This is a genomic window from Nitrosophilus labii (genome assembly GCF_014466985.1).
GTDB classification, from domain to species: Bacteria; Campylobacterota; Campylobacteria; order Campylobacterales; family Nitratiruptoraceae; genus Nitrosophilus_A; species Nitrosophilus_A labii.
The window spans coordinates 1,616,271-1,635,659 of the sequence record NZ_AP022826.1 but is presented as its reverse complement, the minus strand read 5'-3'; the positions used below and the strand labels follow the sequence as shown (position 1 = coordinate 1,635,659).

Sequence of the window (19,389 nt, the reverse complement as noted above, 5' to 3'; positions counted from 1 at the left end):
ACCTTAAAGTTGAATGAATTTAAACTCTGTTTCAGTTTTAAGAGACTATCTTTTTTGATATAATATCATGATTTTATCATAAGTTGTATATTAAGTTATTTAAGATTTCAAATAAATTTAGACTCAGATGTTATTTTATAAAAAGGAAGATAATGTTAGTTGCTCCGAGCATATTGAGTGCCGATTTTGGAAGATTGGCTGAAGAGGTAAAAGATATTTGCGAAGGTGGGGCCGATCTTATCCATATCGATGTTATGGATGGTCATTTTGTACCGAATATGACTATAGGGCCTATTGTGGTAGAAGCTGTTGCCAAAGCTGCCACAAAGCCTTTGGATATTCATTTGATGGTTCAAAATAATGCCTTTTTTGTGGATTTGTTTGCAGAGTTTAAACCAGAATATATCTCTTTTCATGTAGAGGAGGAAAAACATCCTCACAGACTTATTCAAAAGATTAGAAATTACGGAATAAAACCTGCTCTTGTGTTAAATCCAGGAACTACCCCAAAGCTTATAGAATATCTGATAGAAGATATAGACATGGTTTTGCTTATGAGCGTAAATCCCGGTTTTGGAGGACAAAAATTTATACCTATATATGAAAAAATTTGCGAAGTAAAAGAGATGTGTGAAGCTAAAAATCCAGACTGTCTTATAGAGGTTGATGGAGGAGTAAGCGATAAAAATGTAAAAGAGCTAAAGAGTGCCGGAGTAGATATAGTGGTTAGCGGCAGCTATATTTTTAAACAAAAAGATAAAAAAGCTGCGATAGAGAGTTTAAAGGTCTGATTTGAGAGTAAAAATCTGCGGAATAACAAATATAGAAGATGCGCTTTTTGCCGTAAAAGCGGGAGCTGATGCTTTAGGGTTCGTGTTTTATGAAAAATCGCCAAGATATATAGAACCAAAAAAGGCAAAAGAGATTATTGAAAAACTTCCTCCTTTTGTAGAAAGAGTAGGTCTTTTTGTAAATGTTAAAAGTCAATATGTCAACCAGATATGTCATGATTGCAATCTATCTTTGGCGCAGATTCATTTTGAAGCCAACAAAGAGTTTTATGACAATTTGACGGTAAAACATATAAAAGTAATTAGAGCAAAAACTAAAGAAGATATCACAAAATATGAAGATGAGTATAGACTCGTTGATGCGTATGCCCGTGAGTATGGAGGAAGTGGAAAGAGAGTTAGACTAGATTGGTTTGAAGGTGTTGACACGTCCAAGATCATCCTTGCCGGCGGTCTTAACCCGCAAAATCTAGATAGTGTAAAAGATAAAGGTTTTTTCGGGGTGGATGTTAGTAGCGGGGTTGAAAAGAGCAAAGGTAAAAAAGATCACCAAAAAGTTTTGCAATTTATAAAAAAGGCTAAAAGTTTTGAATAAACTTGATAAGCTTGCGCAAAAATTGAGAAAAAAGGATATAAAAAAAGAGGAGTTTAACAACATACTTGTTGCACTCTACGGAATGTTTGAAGATCCCGAACTCATTTTTCAAACGCTCATCGCAAGAGGCTTTCCTATAGATTTAGATAAAGGAAATGTATTTTTAAAGACTGCCAAAACAGATTATAAAGACCAAGAGTACGTTATAGTAGATATAGAAACCAGCGGCAGTAAATCTTTTAACTCTCAAGTTATTGAAATAGGAGCCATTAAATATAAAAAGGGTCAAGTCTTAGATAGATTTGAAAGTTTTGTACATGCAAAGGAGTTGCCCGAATATATATCCAAACTAACAGGGATTACTTTGGAAGATCTTACTTTGGCTCCAACTCAGCAAGAGGTTTTAAAAAGTTTTAAAGAGTTTTTGGGTGACAGTGTTTTTGTAGCGCATAATGTAAATTTTGATTATAATTTTTTATCGGATAAACTAAATGAGCTTGGATTTGAAAAGCTGGCTAACAGAAAACTCTGTACCATTGATCTCGCAAGAAGGACAATAGAGAGTGAAAAGTACGGACTTAGTTATCTAAACGAAACTCTTGGTATAAATTCGCTTATACACCATAGAGCATATGCCGATGCTTTGACCGCTCTAAAAATTTTGGAGATCTCGTTTAAAAATATTCCTAGCAGTATAAAGACAACGGAGGATTTGATAGATTTTAGTAAAAAAGGGAAAAAAGTAACCGCTAAAGAGTGTAAAAAAAGGGAAGAGGCGAAGTAAGATAGAGGTTTTTAGCCTACTTAAGTCTTCTTTTTTTTAAATCTTTGTTTTGCGAAAAACTAGAGTATCAACGACTTTTGCACCTATAAGATCTCCCCAGACGTTTATACTGGTTCTAAACATATCCAAAAATCTATCTACGGCAATGATTAAAGCTATATATTCGACAGGTAGTCCTACACTCTCAAGTATCATAGTCATCATGATAAGACCGGCACCTGGGATACCGGCTGCGCCTATTGAGGCAAAAGTTGCTGTAACAAAAATTGTTACTTGCTGAGCAAATGTAAGTTCCACTCCGCTGATATTGGCTATAAACATAACTGCTATCGATTCATAAAGCGCGGTTCCGTCCATATTTATAGTGGCTCCAAGAGGAAGGACAAACCCGGCTACTTTTTTATCAACATTGGCGTTTGTTTTTGCTACTTCTATAGAAACGGGCAGCGTAGCTGAACTTGAAGCTGTTGAAAAGGAGACCATCAAAGCCTCTTTGATTTTTGTAAAATATGTAATAGGATCTATTTTGGTAATGAAATACAAAATAGCTCCAAGTGTAACAACTGCATGTAAAAATAGGGCAAAAAGTACTGTTAAAACATAACTGTATAGATTTATCAAAGGATCTATCCCGTTTTTGGCTATTGTGTAGGCAATAAGAAAAAATACGCCTATTGGCGTTAGATTTATGATCCATTTTGCCAAAACCATCATAGAGTCGTTTATGGAGTCGAAAAAGTTGTAAAGTGTCTCTTTTTTATCTTTTTGAATATACATAGTTGCTATCGCAAACATAATTGCAAAAAATATAATAGGCAAAATCTGCCCGTTAGCAAACGCGTAAAATATGTTTGATGGTATGAAAGAGAGTAAAAAATCGTTTATATTTACATCTTTTGGCTGAATATCCGAAGAGATATCTTGTGGAAGCTGCATATTGGAGCCGGGATCGAAAATATTTACTACTATAAGCCCTAAAATAACTGCTAGCGATGTGGTAGAGAGATAATATATAAAAGATTTTAACCCTATCGATTTTAGATCATCGCTACTTTTCAACCCTAAAATGGCGATGAAAATTGATGCGAAAACAAGCGGAATGATAAGCATTTTTAGAAGCGCTATGTAGATGTCGCCAATTACTTTCAAGTTAAGGGCTAAATCTTTAAAGAAGTAGCCAAAAATTACGCCTAAAATTATAGAAAGTAGTGTTAAGTTTTCTAAATTTAACACTTTTTTATTCATCCCCGCCCCTTTATATTATCTTAAAGAAACAGGGCAATTATATAAATTGTAAAGATTATTGTCAAATATATGGCGCTTGTGCCAAAAATATTTGCTCCTTGGCAGCTTGTACAGTTTTTATATTTTTGGGTCTCATATTTTGCATATAATGCATAAAAAATTACCCAAGCAAATTCTAATATAAAAATAGGAGTTTTATATGTTATAACAAATTTTGCAAATTGAAAAAAGAGACTAGCGACCAATAAAATAGTATGTAAGGTTAGCGTATATCTTAAAGCTTTTATTATTTTGTCTTTTACAAAATAACTAGGACAAGTATCGCCGTAGGAACCGTACTGTTTAAAAAACTCTTTCTGTTTCTTTTTGTCTAACTTGTCAAAAAGATATCCGCCATAAGCCATATCTATTTTTCTTTGCAAAAATATAGCCTCATCTCCGCTTACTGTTAAGAATTTATCATTTTTGTCTATATCTTGATACATTATTTTTATAGTGTCATATCTTTTAACTGTTACTTCAATATCGGGTAAGCTCTCATCGCTCTCCGTAGAATCGATAAGTTTTCCGCTTTTTCCAAAAATTGCGGGATTTATCATTGTTACAAATTCTTGGTTTTTATCTTTGAAGACGATTATTCTTTTAGGTATACCTATCTGAATTGCGCTTAGACCTTTGATATTGTTTTCTTCAATAGTCTTTTTTAACTTCTCTATGGTCTCTTTTACGGAGATATCGTTAAAATCTCTAACTAAACCTGAAATTTGCAGCAGTGTCTTGTCAGGATAGGTTAAAATTTTTGCCATTAGCAATTCCTTAGAAGATTATATGAAGAAATAAGGGGCAAAAAGCCCCTAAATATGCTTAATTGTGGCTTTTTGCAACAACTCTAAGCATTTTGAGGTTGATTATAATAAATCTTATAAACTGCCATATCTTACAAGTTCTCAAGAACCTTTGAAAAGGGCCTGGTATCATTGTTCCAAAAGTTTTTCCGTCATATGGTTTAATATCTTTTTGAATCTCTTTGTAAGCCATTTTTTTTCTCCTTATTTTGGTTAAAAAGTTAAAAAAGTTAAATTAGTTGAGCAGTAACGATAGATATTCCACTCAACTACTTAACAACTCAACAAAACTATTATTCAGGTATTAATGTCCAGCCCGGTTTAAGTTGCGCTTTCCACATAAACATATAATGTAGTATATGTTTGATCCAGTGTCCGGCAAGTCCGATTTCACCAAAAGTATAATCAGGATCTCTACCGGTTCCCGGATACTTGTCATAATCAGGTACAACAGGATAAACTGTTAGTGCAACTGCTGTTCCGTCAAACAGACCTTTTCCTGTTGAAGCTATACAAGCAGCTCCCATCTCTGCCATAGAAGCATGATGCATAGGCTTATCGGCTTTGCCTTGAATCATCTCAACTATACTATGAGCTACAGTTTTACCAATAATTCCCGAAGGCATACCCGTTCTAGGAGGTGCCGGAGTTATTGGCGTACCGTTTACAGATTTTGCCGGTTTGCTTATTGGATGAGGAGGGGCAAAGGCAATACCTACTGCGAACATATTCGGATAGTCAGGGTTTTGATAATATTTTGGCCAGTCATCGCCTTTCCACTCTTCAAAAGATTTTGGAGTGTAATCGGCATCAACTTTCATAAAGCCGTTTGGCATAAATACTTTATCGGTAATATCGTTTCCTTCTTTATCGTATGCTTTAAGACCTACACCGCTAAACGGAGGTATGAGCATTGCAAAATCAAACTCTTCTTCTCCTTCTGTACCGTCTAAGAGTTCGTAAGAGAGTTTTCCTTTTTGAACTTCTTTAACGTGAGCGCCTGTAATCCAGTCAAGTCCTCTTTCGGCAAATAGCGACTCTGCCAAAACTTTACTTGAAACGATATGTCCACCCCATTTTATATGTAGGCCTGCAACACCGAAATCTCCTAGAAATTGCTCATTTGATATCCATTTTATTTCGGCTTTATCTCTAACTCCTGCTTTTCTTAGTTCATGCTCGATATTGAATATATACTCAAATGCCGCACCTTGACATGTACACATTCCATGACCGGTACCTATAAGGAATTTCTGTTTTTCACCTTTTTTCATCTTTTCTATCGCGATTTGTAAATGATCGTTTGCTTCGGCCGCATGTTGATATGTACATACCGATAAGCTATTGTGTTCAGGTCCTAGACCAGGCGTAGCCGCAAAGTTTAGTTTTGGACCGGTAGCATTGATCAAGTAATCATATTCAACCTCTTCTATTTCACCTTTTTTTGAAGGATCGGTATATTCTATAGTAACGTATGGTTTTTCACTTTCTTTTTTGCCTTCGGGGTGAATAGATACCGCTTTTGCCTGTTTAAAATCTATTCCAGCCTTTTGGTAGACGGGAGCCAATTCAAAAACAACGTCCTCTGGTGTCATCTGACCGACACCTACCCAGATATTAGAAGGGATCCAGTTCCATTTGCTGTTAGGAGAGATTACAACTACCTCATGACTATCACCAAGCCAATGTTTTGCGAAAGTAGCAGCAGTATGTCCGGATACACCTGCTCCTAGTACGACTAATCTTGCCATATAAACCCCTTTAAAATTAGATTCGACTTTTATTATAATCCTTTTATCTTTAAAGAAATATTATAAAAACTGAATGATTGATAAGATATATTGATTGATACCTATAAGAAAAGATTTAAATTATGTGAAGTTAAATTAATATTGGAGAAATATAAGATATTATTCAATAATTATTAATAGTTTGTTCAATAATTTATATTAAAATTAAAAGATTTGGTCTATATACTCATTTTTAAAATCCACATACCTTTTTGCAGATTTATAAAGCTCTTCTACCTCTTTGTCGGTAAGTTCTCTTGCGACTTTTGCAGGAGTGCCGACAATTAAACTTCGTGGGGGGAATTTTTTATTTTTTGTTATTAGCGCTCCAGCTCCGACTATAGACTCTTTTCCTATAACCGCCCCATCCAAAATAGTAGCATTCATACCTATCAAACATCCATCTTCAATAGTGCAGCCATGCAGCATAACTTTATGTCCTATGGTTACGTCGTTTCCTATTATAGTAGGATTGCCGTCGCTCATATCGGGGTTTTTAAAGTGTGTAACGTGAATCATGGTCAAGTCTTGAATATTTGTTCTTTTACCTATTTTGATATAGTGAACGTCTCCTCTAACAACGCAACCGAACCAGATAGATGAGTCTTCACCAATCTCTACGTTGCCTATTACGGTAGAGTTAGGAGCTATCCATACGTTTTTTTCAAGTTTTGGAAACCACTCTTTATATCTTAAAAGCATATTAATCCTTTTTTTAAAATAGTTAAAAAAGTTAAAATTGTTGAGCAGTTAAAAAAGTTTAAGTTTATATGTGGTGATATTGTCATTTTTAACTCTCTTTCAAAAGTCTTCTTGCCAGTTTTTTTGCTCTGCTAACACTACTTTTTTTATGTGACGTGTAAAGCATATTGGTGTACTCTTCCATAACTATTTGGGAATTTATCGGTGTTTTTCCTATACGCTCAATCCTTTTGTACTCACCGTTTTCTTGAAGTTCTCTCGCTAAAACGTTATCGTTTATTTGAAGATTGAGTATTTCAAAAAGTTTTTCCGAAAGCTCTTTTTCAAATAAAGGCGTCATTAGTTCTATTCTTCTTTCTAAATTTCTTGGCATCCAGTCGGCGCTTGAGATAAAGATCTGAGGATTGGAATGTTTAAAATAGAATATTCTTGCGTGTTCTAAATATTTTCCTACTATGGAGATTACTCTTATATTTTCGCTTACATCTTTTACTTTTGGTCTTAAACAGCATATTCCTCTAACTATCAGGTCTATTTTGACTCCGGCCCTTGACGCTTTATACAGGGCTACTATAACTTCAGGATCCACCAAAGAGTTCATTTTAGCTATAATTCTTCCTTCACTCCCTTTTTTGGTCTCATTGTCTATAAGACTTAACAGTTTCGGTTTTATTTGTGTAGGGGACATATACAGAGTATTTAGTTTTCCTTTTTTTGAGAAACCCGTTAAATAGTGAAAAAATCTTGTGGCATCATCAGTAATATCTTTTTGAGAAGTAAAATAGCTTGTATCGGTATAGATTCTCGCGGTACTGGGATTGTAGTTGCCTGTTGCTAGATGAACATACTGTTTTAATCTATCACCCTCTTTTTTTATAATTTGAGCTATTTTAGCGTGAACTTTAAATCCGGGTATCCCAAAAATTACGTGAGCTCCGGCGTCTTCCAAGGCTTTAGCCCATATAAGATTGTTCTCTTCGTCGAATCTGGCTTTTAGTTCAACTAAAGCGGTAACTTGTTTGCCGCTTTCTGCGGCCTCAATAAGCGCTTTAACTATAGGCGAATCTTTTCCTACTCTATAAAGCGTCATTCTGATAGCCAAAACATCGGAGTCTTTACTCGCATCTTCTATAAACTTAACTACAGGATCAAAACTTTCATAAGGATGAAAGAGTAATATATCTTCATGCTCCATAATATCAAATATAGGCTCTTGATCTAGAGGCGGTAAAGTTTTTGGGGTGTATGGTTCAAAAAGCAGATGAGCGAAATTTTTATTGGAAACAATCTGCCAAAAACTTCCGAGATTTAGAGGAATTTTGAATTTATAGATATCATCTTTAAAGACTTTGATGTGAGAGTTTAAAAATTCAAGAAGGTCTTCATCTACATTTTCGCCTATTTCAAGTCTAACTATCTCTCCTTTTCTTCTAAGTTTCAATCCCTCTTCCAAAAGCTCCATAAAATCGTCTGCCTCTTCCTCTTCGATTTCTATATCGGCGTTTCTAGTTACTCTAAAAGGAGCGCTTGAAATGAGTTTATATCCGGGGAAAAGTGCGTTTATATGTTCTTGAACCAAAGATTCTATAGGAACGTAGGTATTATCTATTTGAATAAATCTTGGCAAGACTCTTGGAATCCTAATAAGCGCATATTTGATTTCGTTTTCGTTTTGCATATCCGCTAGTTTTATGACAAGGGCGAAGCTAAGATTGTTTAGATGAGGAAAAGGGTGTGTTGCATCTACGGCTATAGGCACTATTACCGGATAAAGTTGCGTAAAAAAGTAGTTATCTACCTCTTTTTTTGTCTTTTCATCCAAATCGTTGTAATTTTTTATAAAGAGTCCCTCGTTTTCAAGTTCATTTATAATTTCGTAGAAAATCTTTTGAACCTCAAGTTTTTCTTTATGAAGATAATCTCTAATAGCCCTAAGTTGAGCAAGTGGTGACATTTTATCTGGGCCGGTTACTGATACTCTTGATTTGAAAAGCTGTTTTAGTCCGGCAACCCTTATCATATAAAATTCATCCAAGTTGGTTCCATATATGGCTAAAAATTTGAGTCTCTCAAGCAAAGGATTTTCTCTTTTTTGCGCTTCTTCCAAAACTCTTGAGTTAAATCTAAGCCATGATAGTTCTCTGTTTATGAATAATTTCGGATCTTTTAGATTTATCATTTGCTCCCTTTTTAAGCAATTATATAAAATTTTAGCAAACAAAAGATAAAATCTTTATAGTTGAGCTAAATAGTGTAAAAGTTTTAAATGTAAAGGGGATAAAATGAGGATAAATGAACTTATAAAGAAACATGTAGAGTTTAAAAAAATCTATTTTAAAAAACATGAAGATCTTTTTGTAGAACTTGTAAAAAAAGGACAGAGCCCAAAAGCGCTCTTTATAGGCTGTAGCGATTCAAGAGTCATTCCCTCTTTGATAACGGGAAGTAAACCGGGAGATCTCTTTGTTTTGAGAAATATTGGAAATTTTGTACCTCCTTTTAAACCCGATTACGACTTTCACGCAACTGCGGCGGCAATCGAGTATGCGGTGAGTGTTTTGCAGGTAGAAAACATTATAGTTTGCGGACACTCTCACTGCGGGGCTTGTGAGTCGTTATATAAGGATATACCGGATACTCCTGAGTTGATACATACTAAAAAGTGGCTTGAGATCGGTATTCCCGCAAAAAAGGCGGCACTAGAAGCAGTAGGAGAGGAAAATAAAGATGAACTTCTTAGATTTACTGAGAAGATATCTATACTAGTTCAGATAGAAAATCTTTTGACATATCCGGAAGTTAAAAAAAGAACTAAAGAGGAGAAACTCTTTCTTCATGGATGGTATTATAAGATAGAGAGCGGGGAAATTGAGTATTATGACAGTGAAAAAAAAGATTTTTTCCCTTTGGAATTAGTGGATAGTTGAGGTGTTTTAGTTTTTGAATCGTAGTTTATTGGCAAAAACATAATTATTTAGAATATAGCATTTAACCATATTATCTTTTTTACTACTTAACTATTTAACCGTTTTATCTCCATAAAAGGTAGTTTATGTATCAAAATCTTATTTTGGCATTTTCCGGCTTAGGTCTCTTTTTATACGCAATGCTTCTAATGGAAGAGAGTATGAAAAAGCTTGCGGGAAGAAGTTTCAAAAAAATCATTCAAAATTCTACAAAAACAGTTTTAAAATCCATATTTATAGGAGTATTGGCTACCGCTGTTTTACAAAGCAGTTCGTTGGTTTCGTTGATAGTTTTGTCACTTGTAGGTGCGGGTTTTGTAAACCTTAAAAGCGGTATAGGAGTAATTTTTGGTGCAAACATAGGAACTACTTTTACATCTTGGGTAGTGGCGATTTTTGGTTTTAAACTAAATATCGAGAGCTTTGCCTTACCTTTAATAGGAGTCGGTAGTTTTCTACTCCTCTTTTTTATCGAAAATAAAAAAATATCTACTTTGGCCAAATTAATACTTGCGCTAGGATTACTCTTTTTGGGTCTTAGTTATATGAAAGAGAGTATGGAAGTATTTGCGCAAAATTTCGATCTAAAAGAGTATGCTTCCTATGGAACTTTTGCAATGGTTGCCGTCGGTTTTGTCTTAACCGCAGTTATTCAGTCTAGTTCCGCCGCAACCGCTATTTTTTTAACGGCGCTATATTCGGGGATTATAACTTTTGATATGGGAGCTGCTTTGGTCATTGGAGCAAATATAGGAACTACGGTGACCGCAATGCTTGGTTCCATTGGAGGAACGCCTGATAAGAAAAGAATCGCCGCTGCACATTTGATATTTAATTTGGCTACTGGAGTTTTGGCTTTGATATTGCTTCCCTATTTGAGCAGGTTTATATTGGAATATCTTGCTTTAAAAGATGATCTAACTACGGCACTGGCTCTATTTCACACTATTTTTAATTTTTTGGGCGTATTACTTTTTTCTCCTTTTATATCTTCTTTAGCCAAATATCTAAATACTCTCTTTACTAAGACAAAAACACCTATAGCTCATTATATAACCAAGGTTCCAACCGATATACCTGAAGTTGCGCTTGAGGCTTTGAAAAATGAATCTTTGCATTTATATAAAAACACTTTGGAGTTTTGTCTGTTTATAATAAATATTAGACCAAAAGATGTTATGGTAGAGAAATTAAAAACAAAAGAGATTTTAGAAAAAAATAGTGATATTTTGGATATAAACTACAGTAGGCTTTATAAGAACTTAAAAAAACTTGAAATTATGATCATATCTTATGCAAATGATTTAAAATCGAAAGAGCTAAAAGAGGATGAGGTAAAAAAGATTGGCGAGATTACGGAAGCGGTAGATAAAATGATGTTTGCTTCTAAAACCTTTAAAGATATAAAAGAGGATATGGATAGATTTGCCCTAAGTTTAAACGAATATGAGTATTCTATATATCAACATTTTAGATATAGTGTAGCAAAACTTTTTAAAAATATTATGAGAGTTATAGAAGGTGAAAAGAGTAGAGTAGCGGATATCGTTCGTATATACAATGAGATATCAGAAGATAATAAAAACGCTATCTTTTTTATAGCTCAAAGGATTAAAGAGTATGATATAGCTCAAGAGAGCGCCGCTACTATTTTAAATGTAAACAGAGCGATATTTTTTGCCTCTAAAAATCTTATAGAGAGCGCAAATAGACTATTTTTGCCTATGATTGATTTGACGGAAAACGGATTTGAAAATAGTAAAAAAGCCGCTTGATTTTATATTACCCAACTAAACAAAAGCCCGTTATAGACTTTTTATCTTCTCTATTTCGTCTCTTAGTCTTGCGGCCTCTTCGAATTCTAGTTTTTTTGCCGCTTCATGCATAAGGCGTCTTAGCTCTTTTACGATTTTCTCCTTCTCTTTTGGCGGGAGTTTTTCTATTTTCTTTTTCTTTTCATAAAGCACGTCGATATCTTCCATCTTTAGATTTTCATCCAGTTTTCTTTTGACAGTTTTAGGTATTATGCCGTGTTTTTCGTTGTAAATTTTTTGCTTATGGCGTCTATCAACGGTTGTTTTTATAGCGTTATACATAGATTTAGTGATTTTATCTTTTATATTCTCAAGAGTTTCTATATCGTCTACAACTACTCTTTTTTCGATATTTTCCGCAAACATCAAGACTCTTCCCTTTTCATTTCTAGCGGCTCTCCCCATAGTCTGAATCAAAGATGTTTCGCTTCTTAAAAAACCCTCTTTATCCGCGTCCAAAACTGCCACCATACTTACTTCCGGAAGATCTAAACCTTCTCTTAAAAGGTTTATCCCAATCAAAACGTCAAAATCACCAAGTCTAAGCCCCCTAATTAGTTGATTTCTCTCTATAGCATCGATCTCTGAGTGCATATATCTTACTTTAAGTCCTAAATCCGCGTAATACTTTGTAAGTTCTTCCGCCATCTTCTTAGTAAGAGTGGTTATCAAGACTCTGTTTTGTTTTGCAACCTCTTTTTTTATCTCATCATATAGAGTCTCTACTTGATACTGTGAAGGTAATACCTCTACGATTGGATCTAAAAGTCCTGTAGGTCTGATGATTTGTTCTGCAACAACGCTACTTAGTTCAAGCTCCGTTTCTCCTGGAGTTGCTGAAACGAAAAGATAGTGAGGGGCTTTGTTTATAAACTCTTCAAATTTCAATGGACGGTTATCTAGTGCGCTAGGCAGCCTAAAACCGTACTCTACCAATACCTCTTTTCTGCTTCTATCTCCTGCGTACATCCCTCTAAATTGGGGAAGACTAACGTGAGACTCGTCAACAATGATTAAATAATCTTTCCCCATCGCTTCAAAGTAGTCGATTAAAGAGTAGGGAGTTTCTCCGGGTTTTTTACCGGTGAGGTGTCTTGAGTAGTTTTCTATCCCTTTGCATGTTCCCGTAGTTTCTAGCATCTCTAGATCAAACTCCGTTCTTTGTTTGAGTCTTTGGTACTCTAAAAGCTTGTTCTCTTTTTTGAAGTACTCCAATCTCTCTTCTAACTCTTTTTCTATAGATTTTATGGCTTGGGCTAATCGGTTTTGTCCAACGATAAACTGGTTTGCGGCGTAGATTGTGATAGATTTGATATCTTTTATCTTTTTATTGGTTAGTACATCAAAATAGTAAATCGACTCGATCTCGTCACCGAAAAACTCTATTCTTATAGCTTCATCTTCACTATAAGCCGGATATATATCTATAACGTCTCCGCTAACTCTAAAATCACCTCTATCAAAAAAATTGTCGTTTCTTTTATAACCCATCTCTACAAGTCTGTATAGAAGTTCTTTTTGGTTTATTTCCTGACCAATTTCTAGTTTTTGAACCATTTTTCTATATTCATTTGGGTTTCCTAGTCCGTAGTTTGCGCTTACGCTAGCAACTACGATAACGTCGTCAAATTCTAAAAGCGAGGCGGTTGCCGAGAGTCTTAAGCGTTCTAGCTCATCGTTGATAGAGCTATCTTTTTCTATAAAAAGATCTTGTCTTGGCAAGTACGCTTCGGGCTGATAATAGTCGTAATAACTTATAAAATACTCTACGTGATTTTTTGGGAAAAAACCTTTAAATTCGCTATAAAGTTGGGCGGCTAAAGTTTTATTGTGAGTCATGATAAGGGTTGGCATCTGGAGATTTTCAATGATTTTGGCCATAGTATATGTCTTGCCGCTACCTGTTACTCCTAAAAGAGTTTGATATTTGTTGCCCGATTTTACAGAAAGAGTCAGTTTCTCTATGGCCTTTGGCTGATCCCCTGAGGGTTTAAAGTTACTTATAAGTTCAAATTTTGCCAAATTTTCTCCTGCTTTAAAATATTATTAGATAAAAGTTGATAAAATTATAGCAAATAGCCAAATTAAAACGGTTTGAAGCAGAAACGGGATATTTGGGAGATTTTTTGAAAGGATGGGAGTTGAGTGATATTAACGTATTGGAAAAACTTAATCAAAAGATTGAGGAGCTTTTAAAAAAGTTTGAGATGTTAAGAGAAGAAAATGAAAATCTTAGACGGGAGTTAGTTACTTGCAAAGCGAGCAACGAAGTTAAGGACGCAGAGATACAAAAGCTTCAAGAGGAGATAAGTTTAAAAGATATGGAGCTTGAAGAGATTGTTGAAAGAGTAGAAAAGATTCTTGGACAATGAAAAAGATATCCGTAACGGTAGCTGGTAAAACTTACGATATTAACATTGAAGACGCACTGGCAGATGAGCTTATAGAGGCTATGAGCAAAGATCTCAATATGGATGGAAACAACTCCGTCAAGGCTTTGCTTGAAGCTTATCTTAAAAAAAACTTCGAATACTTTCTAATGGAAAAAAAACTACATGAACTTTTAAAAAAACTAGATTCTTAGATAATTTTTTCTTATATTTTTTTCTTATGAAAAACATAACTATTTGCTAAAAAATTTTAAGTAAATATTTATCAAAAATATACGATAATCTATCTACTGGGAAGACCCAGAAAAATTTCATCAAAAGGAGATGCGATGCGTAAAGCGTTTACAATGATCGAGTTGATCTTCGTGATCGTGATCATCGGGATTTTAGCGGCAGTTGCTTTGCCAAGATTGGCAGGAGTGCAAGATGATGCGTTGATTTCTAGTGAAAAAAGCGGTATAGCCGCTGCAAGAAGCGCAGTTATAGCTTTAAGAGGAAAAGCTTTAGCTAGAGGAACTGATTTTAATATCACCGTAGTCGATAAGGATGGAGATCAAGGTTATGTTACGGTAAACTACGATTTTAACGGTACTACTCCAGGCACTACCGACGTTGAGCTATCAAAAACCAAATATCCTTTTCAGTTAAGTACCACTACCGCAGATTATACAATTAACACTAAAGTTAATGCTACTCAAACTGCTGAGCAACTTGATGGTGCGGCTTTAGCTATCGTGCTTGAGCCGGACGGTAGAGAGAGATATAAAACAAAAGCTGATAATAACAATACTAAAATCGTAGGTCCGGCTTCTACTACTATAGCCGATACCGCTGCTGAAATTAATACCAATAAGTACTGGTTGTATAACGCTTCCAATGGTACTTTTTCTCTTAAAGATGGTACTTATTAACACTTAAAGAAGGAGAGAAGAACTCTCCTTCTTAAAGCCTAGTTTATGGAAAGTAGAGCTTTTACTATCATCGAGCTTATCTTCGCTATCGTTATAATCGGCGTGCTTACTACTATAGCTATAAGTAGATTTGAATCTATAGAAGATGACGCTTTAAGCGCCGTTGAAAAATCGACTATAGGTGAAGCAAGACAGTCTATTTTATCTTTTTATGGATGGGCTCTGTTACACCCAAGCGAAGAAAACAAAACTGTCTCCATCATCGGAAAAGATGGAAACAGATACGATTGTGCCGTAATTTTTTCTTCGCAGAGATATCCCGTAACCGTTACAGCTAAAGAGACCGGTGTTTTTACAGATAACAATCTTAGCATAGGCAGCGGTACTAATATAGGAGACTACAAAACGTTGGCTCCTTTGATGCTTGATCCTCCAACCATAAAAGATTGGAACTCTACTAGAGTTGAGGAAAGATACGAATATCTAACAGGCCCGGCTACCAACTTTGTAACGTACGAAAATGCCGAACTTAAAAAAGGTATGTATTGGCGTTATGATAATCATCAAGGGATTTTAGGTCTAAAAAAATAACTTCTGCTATAATTTCTTAAAAAATCTAGAGGACTTTATGATACTTCTTGGTCACAACGGGGCTGGAAAAAGCACTTTTATAAACTTTCTGCTCGGTTTTTACTCAAAACTTTCAGATCACCCTTTTTTGCCGCATTTCAAAGATCATTTGCCAAATATCGATAAAAAAGATATCGGTTATGCTCCCGAAGCTGCGCTTTTGGATCTAAATATGAGCGCTATGGACTATTTTAAAATGATGGCCGTTTTAAGAGACGTAAAAGATTTTGATCCTTATGTACTCTTAAAAAGCGTAGCTTTGGAAGTTGAACTAAATACTCCTATAAAAAAGTATTCAAAGGGAATGAAACAAAGACTTCTTTTGGCTATAGCGCTTCTAGGAAAACCAAAAACGTTGATATTGGATGAACCCACAAGCGGCCTAGATCCTTTTGGAAGAGCGGAGATTGAAAAACTTTTAATAACTCTAAAAAAAGAACACTCGTTCATAATATCTACACACTCTTTAGAACTGGCTTTGGCGCTAGAGGATGAGATTTGGATACTAAAAGAGGGAAAGATAGAGTTTAAAGGATATCCAAAAAATGTAAAAGAGTTAGAGGCTCTGCTTTTTAGATATCGTCCGGAGAAGATTAGATGAAAAAAGTTTTTAGTTTGGTAAAGTTTTTTTCTAAGTCATTATTTAAAGAGAAAGCGACTACTCTCTTTATCCTTTTAGCGGTGATAATGATAGTAATAGCGTTGGGACTTAGCGATATAGATATTGCTAGAAAATATAAACTCTTAGAGGACGTTCTTTTAACTTCTCAGATGTTTTTGTTGCATGTTGCGGCTCTTTTTTACGCTTTTGATTTTTTGCAAAAAGAGAGGACACTTGGACTTTTTGTACTTCCTTTGTCAACAGGACTTAGCAGAAGAGGGTATCTTTTAGGACAATTTTTAACGATTATATTTATGGTTTTTACTATTTTTGTCTCATTTTTTATGATCGACTCCCTTGTACTCTATCTTTTAGAGAAAGAGTTTGTTTACCAGGTTTTATGGCAGCTCTTTTTATATACTCTATCGGCTATTTTGCTTAGTTTTTTTATCACTCTTTTTTCAAATTTTGTTTCGCTAATGAACTCCGTTATTTACAGCGTTGCTCTTTTTTTTATAGGAAACGGATTGGATGAGTTTTACGTTTATGCCCACTATATAAAAAAAGAGCAGTTTTTAGAAAAGATTTCGACTCTATTTTACTATTTTGTACCCAATTTTTCATATTTTGACAAGCAGGCGCAGGTAGTAAATAGAGCATTGATAGGAAAGGAAGAGTTTTTTTTATATCCGGTCGGATACTTTTTGATTTTGGCGGTTTTAATCTTTTTAGTTTCATATATAAAATATCAAAAAAGGGTACTTCGTTTTGGCGAATAGAGTCTCTATTTTTGTAGTTATCTCACTACTTGTAGGGTTTGTCTATATAACTCCAAAGCCGACTAGGGAGAGTTTGGTTGTAAATGAGATCTTATTTGCCAAACCTCTTTTTTTTAGGGCTTTGACAAACTATACTCATACGTTGAGCGCGGATAAACTTTGGCTTCTCTCAAATACGGTAGGTGAAGTTGCTGTAGGGGATAGTTTCAAAGTTGACGAGATGGAAGTTTATAGAGCATTTAAAACTATCATAGTAATGGATCCATTTTTTTATCCAGCTGTAAATTATGCCGCAACCTATCTTGCTTCTATCAAAAAAAGAGTAGATTTGGCAACGGAGCTTATAAAAACGGCTAGGATATTCAATAAAAACGACTTTAAACTCTACTTTTTAGAAATAATTTTGTTATTAACGTATGAGGATGAAAAAAAGCTTGATGATGAGTATATCGCCTCTTTGGCTAAAAAAGCTACGCTATTGCCGGATAGCCAAAAGATACTAGGACGCATCCTTGTAAAAGATTGGATAGAGGATATGCTAATCTACGCAAGGGATAAAAAAGGAAAACGCGCTCAAGCTATCGAAGATCTAAAGTGGCTTTTAAAAAACACGAAAGATCCGGCTAAGAAAAAAGAGATAGAAAAAAAACTAAAAGAGCTTATTAACAGATGAGATACTACATCGTAGCTATAAACCAAAAACCTCTGTTGCTTACATACTCCCATCAAGACTCCTTAGAAGTGGGAACTTTAGTCGAGGTTGAGATAAAAAAGAGACTATATAAAGGATACATATTAAAAGAGACCAAAAAGCCCTCTTTTGAGTGCAAAGAGATAATGAATATAACCGAATTTTATCTGCCTAAAAATTATATGGAGATTGCAAAGTTTATCTCAACTTACTATTTTTGCTCTATTGGCGAAGCGCTCGGCCTTTTTGTTCCTTTTAAAAAAGAGAGATTTGTAACTAAAAATTTGAAAATAAAAAAAGATTTATCAACCAATTCTCAGTTACCGATTACGCAGTCCACAATTGAACTATCTGCAGAACAAAAAGAGGCATTAGAGTTTATAAAATCTCATCAGATATCTTTGCTTTTTGGAGATACGGGAAGCGGGAAAACGCAAATTTATATGAGATATTTTCAAGAGATATTGGCTAAAGGTAAAAGCGCGATATTTTTAATGCCAGAGATCTCTTTGACTCCTCAAATGGAGGAGAGACTAAGAGAGTATTTTGGAACAAGTGTGGCTATATGGCACAGCAAAATATCCAAAAAGAAAAAAGAGGCGATTTTAGAAGATATCTATAGTGGTAAAGTGAAGATAGTTGCGGGACCTAGAAGCGCTCTTTTTTTGCCGATGGAAAATCTGGGTTTGATTGTGGTGGATGAAGAGCATGATGATAGTTACAAAGCTCATAACCGCCCTAGATACAACGCGAAAGATTTGGCTATCTATTTTGGAAAAAAACTGGGAATAAGTGTTGTTTTGGGAAGCGCTACGCCTTCTTTAAACTCATACTTAAAATTTCCTCACTTTAGACTCAAAGGTAGTTTTTATAAAGGAAAAAAAGAGTTTGTTTGGGAAAATGAGCTAACATCTTTGACGTCTTTGGTGATTGAGCATATAAAAGAGACATTAAAAAATAAAAAGCAATCTATTATATTTTTACCGACAAGAGCAAACTTTAAATATCTGATATGCTCTGATTGCGGCGAAGCGGTTAAATGTCCCTATTGCGATGTGGGTATGAGTTTGCATTTTGACAAAAGAGCGCTTGTATGCCACTACTGTAACTTTGCCGAGCCGATACCAAAAAATTGTCCATCTTGCTCTTCGCAAAATCTCAAAGCCAATAGAATCGGCACTAGCGAGATTGTAAAAGAGCTTAGAGAGATTTTCAAAGATGCAAAAATTGCAAAATTTGACAAAGATGAGATAACTACCCATAAAAAACTTCAAAATACTCTAAAAAGTTTTGCAAACAAAGAGATAGATATTTTAGTTGGTACCCAGATGCTCTCAAAAGGGCATGATTATCCGGATGTAGCGCTATCTGTTGTGTTGGGAATAGACTATGTTTTAAATATGGCCGATTTTAGAGCAAGAGAGAAAGCGGTATCTCTTTTTTTGCAGATTGCCGGAAGAAGCGGAAGAAAAGAGAAGGGAAAAGTTTTGGTGCAGACTCTAAATCGGGATTTTTTTGAAAATTATCTAGATTTTGAGAAGTTTTTAAAAGATGAGATAGAGTTTAGAAAAGGGTTGTATCCTCCCTTTAAGAGACTAGCTATTGCCCTTTTTTCTCACAAAGATAGAAAAAAGGCGCAAGAGAGTATGCAAGAGATGTTAAAAAAACTAAAAAGATTTGAAGATATAGAAATAGTGGGTTTTGGAGAAGCTCCTATAGAGAAGATAGCGGGGAGATACAGATATAACATAATTTTAAGAAGTGATTTGGCAAAAGCTTTGATAAACGCCATAAATAGATCAAAAATCGAGCTAACAGAAGTTGATATGGATCCGATTAATATTGTGTGATATAA

Annotated in this window: 20 protein-coding genes; 13 read left to right on the top strand and 7 right to left on the bottom strand. The window is 34.9% G+C overall.

The genetic code is table 11. The annotated features are described in order from the left end of the window. Window positions 1-152: 152 nt before the first annotated feature. Genes rpe through NIL_RS08220 form a run of 3 tightly spaced genes read left to right on the top strand, consistent with a single transcriptional unit; the run spans window position 153 to window position 2,170 of the window. Window positions 153-791 carry a ribulose-phosphate 3-epimerase gene (gene rpe / locus NIL_RS08230; RefSeq protein WP_187647299.1) on the top strand — a complete coding sequence of 213 codons (639 nt, stop codon included), beginning with the start codon at window positions 153-155 and terminating at the stop codon, window positions 789-791. 1 nt (window position 792) lies between these two features. Continuing rightward, window positions 793-1,386, top strand: a complete 594-nt coding sequence (locus NIL_RS08225) for a phosphoribosylanthranilate isomerase (RefSeq protein ID WP_187647298.1) — start codon at window positions 793-795, stop codon at window positions 1,384-1,386. Next, window positions 1,379-2,170: a 3'-5' exonuclease gene (locus NIL_RS08220; protein WP_187647297.1), complete on the top strand. Its 792-nt coding sequence runs from the start codon at window positions 1,379-1,381 to the stop codon at window positions 2,168-2,170. Before NIL_RS08225 ends, NIL_RS08220 begins: the two co-directional genes overlap by 8 nt. Before the next feature lie 36 nt (window positions 2,171-2,206). Here NIL_RS08220 and NIL_RS08215 read toward each other — a convergent pair whose 3' ends face one another. From NIL_RS08215 to NIL_RS08190, 6 genes are all read right to left on the bottom strand, one after another. Continuing rightward, window positions 2,207-3,415: a dicarboxylate/amino acid:cation symporter gene (locus NIL_RS08215; protein WP_187647296.1), complete on the bottom strand. Its 1,209-nt coding sequence runs from the start codon at window positions 3,413-3,415 to the stop codon at window positions 2,207-2,209. Window positions 3,416-3,435: 20 nt separating this feature from the next. Further along, a complete protein-coding gene (locus tag NIL_RS08210) occupies window positions 3,436-4,221 on the bottom strand; it encodes a peptide deformylase (RefSeq protein WP_187647295.1) in 786 nt (261 codons plus the stop codon). A 58-nt stretch (window positions 4,222-4,279) separates the two neighbouring features. Beyond that, window positions 4,280-4,453 (bottom strand): hypothetical protein, encoded by a 174-nt coding sequence (locus tag NIL_RS08205; RefSeq protein ID WP_187647294.1) that lies wholly within the window; start codon window positions 4,451-4,453, stop codon window positions 4,280-4,282. Window positions 4,454-4,553: 100 nt separating this feature from the next. Then, window positions 4,554-6,011 (bottom strand): NAD(P)/FAD-dependent oxidoreductase, encoded by a 1,458-nt coding sequence (locus NIL_RS08200; RefSeq protein WP_187647293.1) that lies wholly within the window; start codon window positions 6,009-6,011, stop codon window positions 4,554-4,556. Window positions 6,012-6,215: 204 nt separating this feature from the next. Then, window positions 6,216-6,752, bottom strand: coding sequence for a gamma carbonic anhydrase family protein (locus NIL_RS08195; RefSeq protein ID WP_187647292.1), 537 nt, complete (start codon window positions 6,750-6,752; stop codon window positions 6,216-6,218). Window positions 6,753-6,840: 88 nt separating this feature from the next. Next, on the bottom strand, window positions 6,841-8,931 hold the full coding sequence (locus NIL_RS08190; RefSeq protein WP_187647291.1) for an RNA degradosome polyphosphate kinase: 2,091 nt from the start codon (window positions 8,929-8,931) through the stop codon (window positions 6,841-6,843). A 103-nt stretch (window positions 8,932-9,034) separates the two neighbouring features. Between NIL_RS08190 and NIL_RS08185 the strand changes: the two genes are divergently transcribed. Next, entirely contained in the window at window positions 9,035-9,679 is a 645-nt protein-coding gene (locus tag NIL_RS08185) for a carbonic anhydrase (RefSeq protein WP_187647290.1), read from the top strand. 125 nt (window positions 9,680-9,804) lie between these two features. Beyond that, window positions 9,805-11,493, top strand: coding sequence for a Na/Pi cotransporter family protein (locus NIL_RS08180; RefSeq protein WP_187647289.1), 1,689 nt, complete (start codon window positions 9,805-9,807; stop codon window positions 11,491-11,493). 30 nt (window positions 11,494-11,523) lie between these two features. Here the strand turns inward: NIL_RS08180 and uvrB are convergent, their stop codons facing one another. Then, window positions 11,524-13,554 (bottom strand): excinuclease ABC subunit UvrB, encoded by a 2,031-nt coding sequence (gene uvrB, locus NIL_RS08175; RefSeq protein ID WP_187647288.1) that lies wholly within the window; start codon window positions 13,552-13,554, stop codon window positions 11,524-11,526. Window positions 13,555-13,673: 119 nt separating this feature from the next. Here uvrB and NIL_RS08170 point away from each other — a divergent pair, with 119 nt between their 5' ends. The 8 genes from NIL_RS08170 (at window position 13,674) to NIL_RS08135 (ending at window position 19,384) form a co-directional block, all read left to right on the top strand. Continuing rightward, the gene (locus tag NIL_RS08170; RefSeq protein ID WP_187647287.1) at window positions 13,674-13,904 is read left to right on the top strand and encodes a hypothetical protein; all 231 of its coding nucleotides are present in this window, start codon (window positions 13,674-13,676) and stop codon (window positions 13,902-13,904) included. Further along, window positions 13,901-14,116 (top strand): hypothetical protein, encoded by a 216-nt coding sequence (locus NIL_RS08165; protein ID WP_187647286.1) that lies wholly within the window; start codon window positions 13,901-13,903, stop codon window positions 14,114-14,116. Before NIL_RS08170 ends, NIL_RS08165 begins: the two co-directional genes overlap by 4 nt. A gap of 135 nt (window positions 14,117-14,251) precedes the next feature. Continuing rightward, window positions 14,252-14,833, top strand: coding sequence for a type II secretion system protein (locus NIL_RS08160; RefSeq protein ID WP_187647285.1), 582 nt, complete (start codon window positions 14,252-14,254; stop codon window positions 14,831-14,833). A 45-nt stretch (window positions 14,834-14,878) separates the two neighbouring features. Continuing rightward, the gene (locus NIL_RS08155) at window positions 14,879-15,424 is read left to right on the top strand and encodes a type II secretion system protein (RefSeq protein WP_187647284.1); all 546 of its coding nucleotides are present in this window, start codon (window positions 14,879-14,881) and stop codon (window positions 15,422-15,424) included. A gap of 37 nt (window positions 15,425-15,461) precedes the next feature. Further along, complete coding sequence (locus NIL_RS08150) at window positions 15,462-16,064, top strand: ATP-binding cassette domain-containing protein (protein WP_187647283.1); 603 nt, start codon at window positions 15,462-15,464, stop codon at window positions 16,062-16,064. After that, complete coding sequence (locus tag NIL_RS08145; RefSeq protein WP_187647282.1) at window positions 16,061-16,843, top strand: hypothetical protein; 783 nt, start codon at window positions 16,061-16,063, stop codon at window positions 16,841-16,843. The genes NIL_RS08150 and NIL_RS08145 overlap by 4 nt, the downstream gene beginning before the upstream one ends. Beyond that, on the top strand, window positions 16,833-17,516 hold the full coding sequence (locus NIL_RS08140; RefSeq protein WP_187647281.1) for a hypothetical protein: 684 nt from the start codon (window positions 16,833-16,835) through the stop codon (window positions 17,514-17,516). The genes NIL_RS08145 and NIL_RS08140 overlap by 11 nt, the downstream gene beginning before the upstream one ends. Next, complete coding sequence (locus NIL_RS08135; protein ID WP_187647280.1) at window positions 17,513-19,384, top strand: primosomal protein N'; 1,872 nt, start codon at window positions 17,513-17,515, stop codon at window positions 19,382-19,384. The genes NIL_RS08140 and NIL_RS08135 overlap by 4 nt, the downstream gene beginning before the upstream one ends. The last annotated feature ends 5 nt before the right edge of the window (window positions 19,385-19,389 follow it).

Bases quoted from the DNA above. Each gene is read 5' to 3' on its own strand.
- rpe (WP_187647299.1), top strand. From the start codon at position 153: ATGTTAGTTGCTCCGAGCATATTGAGTGCCGATTTTGGAAGATTGGCT.
- NIL_RS08215 (WP_187647296.1), bottom strand. From the start codon at position 3,415: ATGAATAAAAAAGTGTTAAATTTAGAAAACTTAACACTACTTTCTATA.
- NIL_RS08210 (WP_187647295.1), bottom strand. From the start codon at position 4,221: ATGGCAAAAATTTTAACCTATCCTGACAAGACACTGCTGCAAATTTCA.
- NIL_RS08205 (WP_187647294.1), bottom strand. From the start codon at position 4,453: ATGGCTTACAAAGAGATTCAAAAAGATATTAAACCATATGACGGAAAA.
- NIL_RS08200 (WP_187647293.1), bottom strand. From the start codon at position 6,011: ATGGCAAGATTAGTCGTACTAGGAGCAGGTGTATCCGGACATACTGCT.
- NIL_RS08195 (WP_187647292.1), bottom strand. From the start codon at position 6,752: ATGCTTTTAAGATATAAAGAGTGGTTTCCAAAACTTGAAAAAAACGTA.
- NIL_RS08190 (WP_187647291.1), bottom strand. From the start codon at position 8,931: ATGATAAATCTAAAAGATCCGAAATTATTCATAAACAGAGAACTATCA.
- NIL_RS08185 (WP_187647290.1), top strand. From the start codon at position 9,035: ATGAGGATAAATGAACTTATAAAGAAACATGTAGAGTTTAAAAAAATC.
- NIL_RS08180 (WP_187647289.1), top strand. From the start codon at position 9,805: ATGTATCAAAATCTTATTTTGGCATTTTCCGGCTTAGGTCTCTTTTTA.
- NIL_RS08165 (WP_187647286.1), top strand. From the start codon at position 13,901: ATGAAAAAGATATCCGTAACGGTAGCTGGTAAAACTTACGATATTAAC.
- NIL_RS08160 (WP_187647285.1), top strand. From the start codon at position 14,252: ATGCGTAAAGCGTTTACAATGATCGAGTTGATCTTCGTGATCGTGATC.
- NIL_RS08155 (WP_187647284.1), top strand. From the start codon at position 14,879: ATGGAAAGTAGAGCTTTTACTATCATCGAGCTTATCTTCGCTATCGTT.
- NIL_RS08150 (WP_187647283.1), top strand. From the start codon at position 15,462: ATGATACTTCTTGGTCACAACGGGGCTGGAAAAAGCACTTTTATAAAC.
- NIL_RS08145 (WP_187647282.1), top strand. From the start codon at position 16,061: ATGAAAAAAGTTTTTAGTTTGGTAAAGTTTTTTTCTAAGTCATTATTT.
- NIL_RS08135 (WP_187647280.1), top strand. From the start codon at position 17,513: ATGAGATACTACATCGTAGCTATAAACCAAAAACCTCTGTTGCTTACA.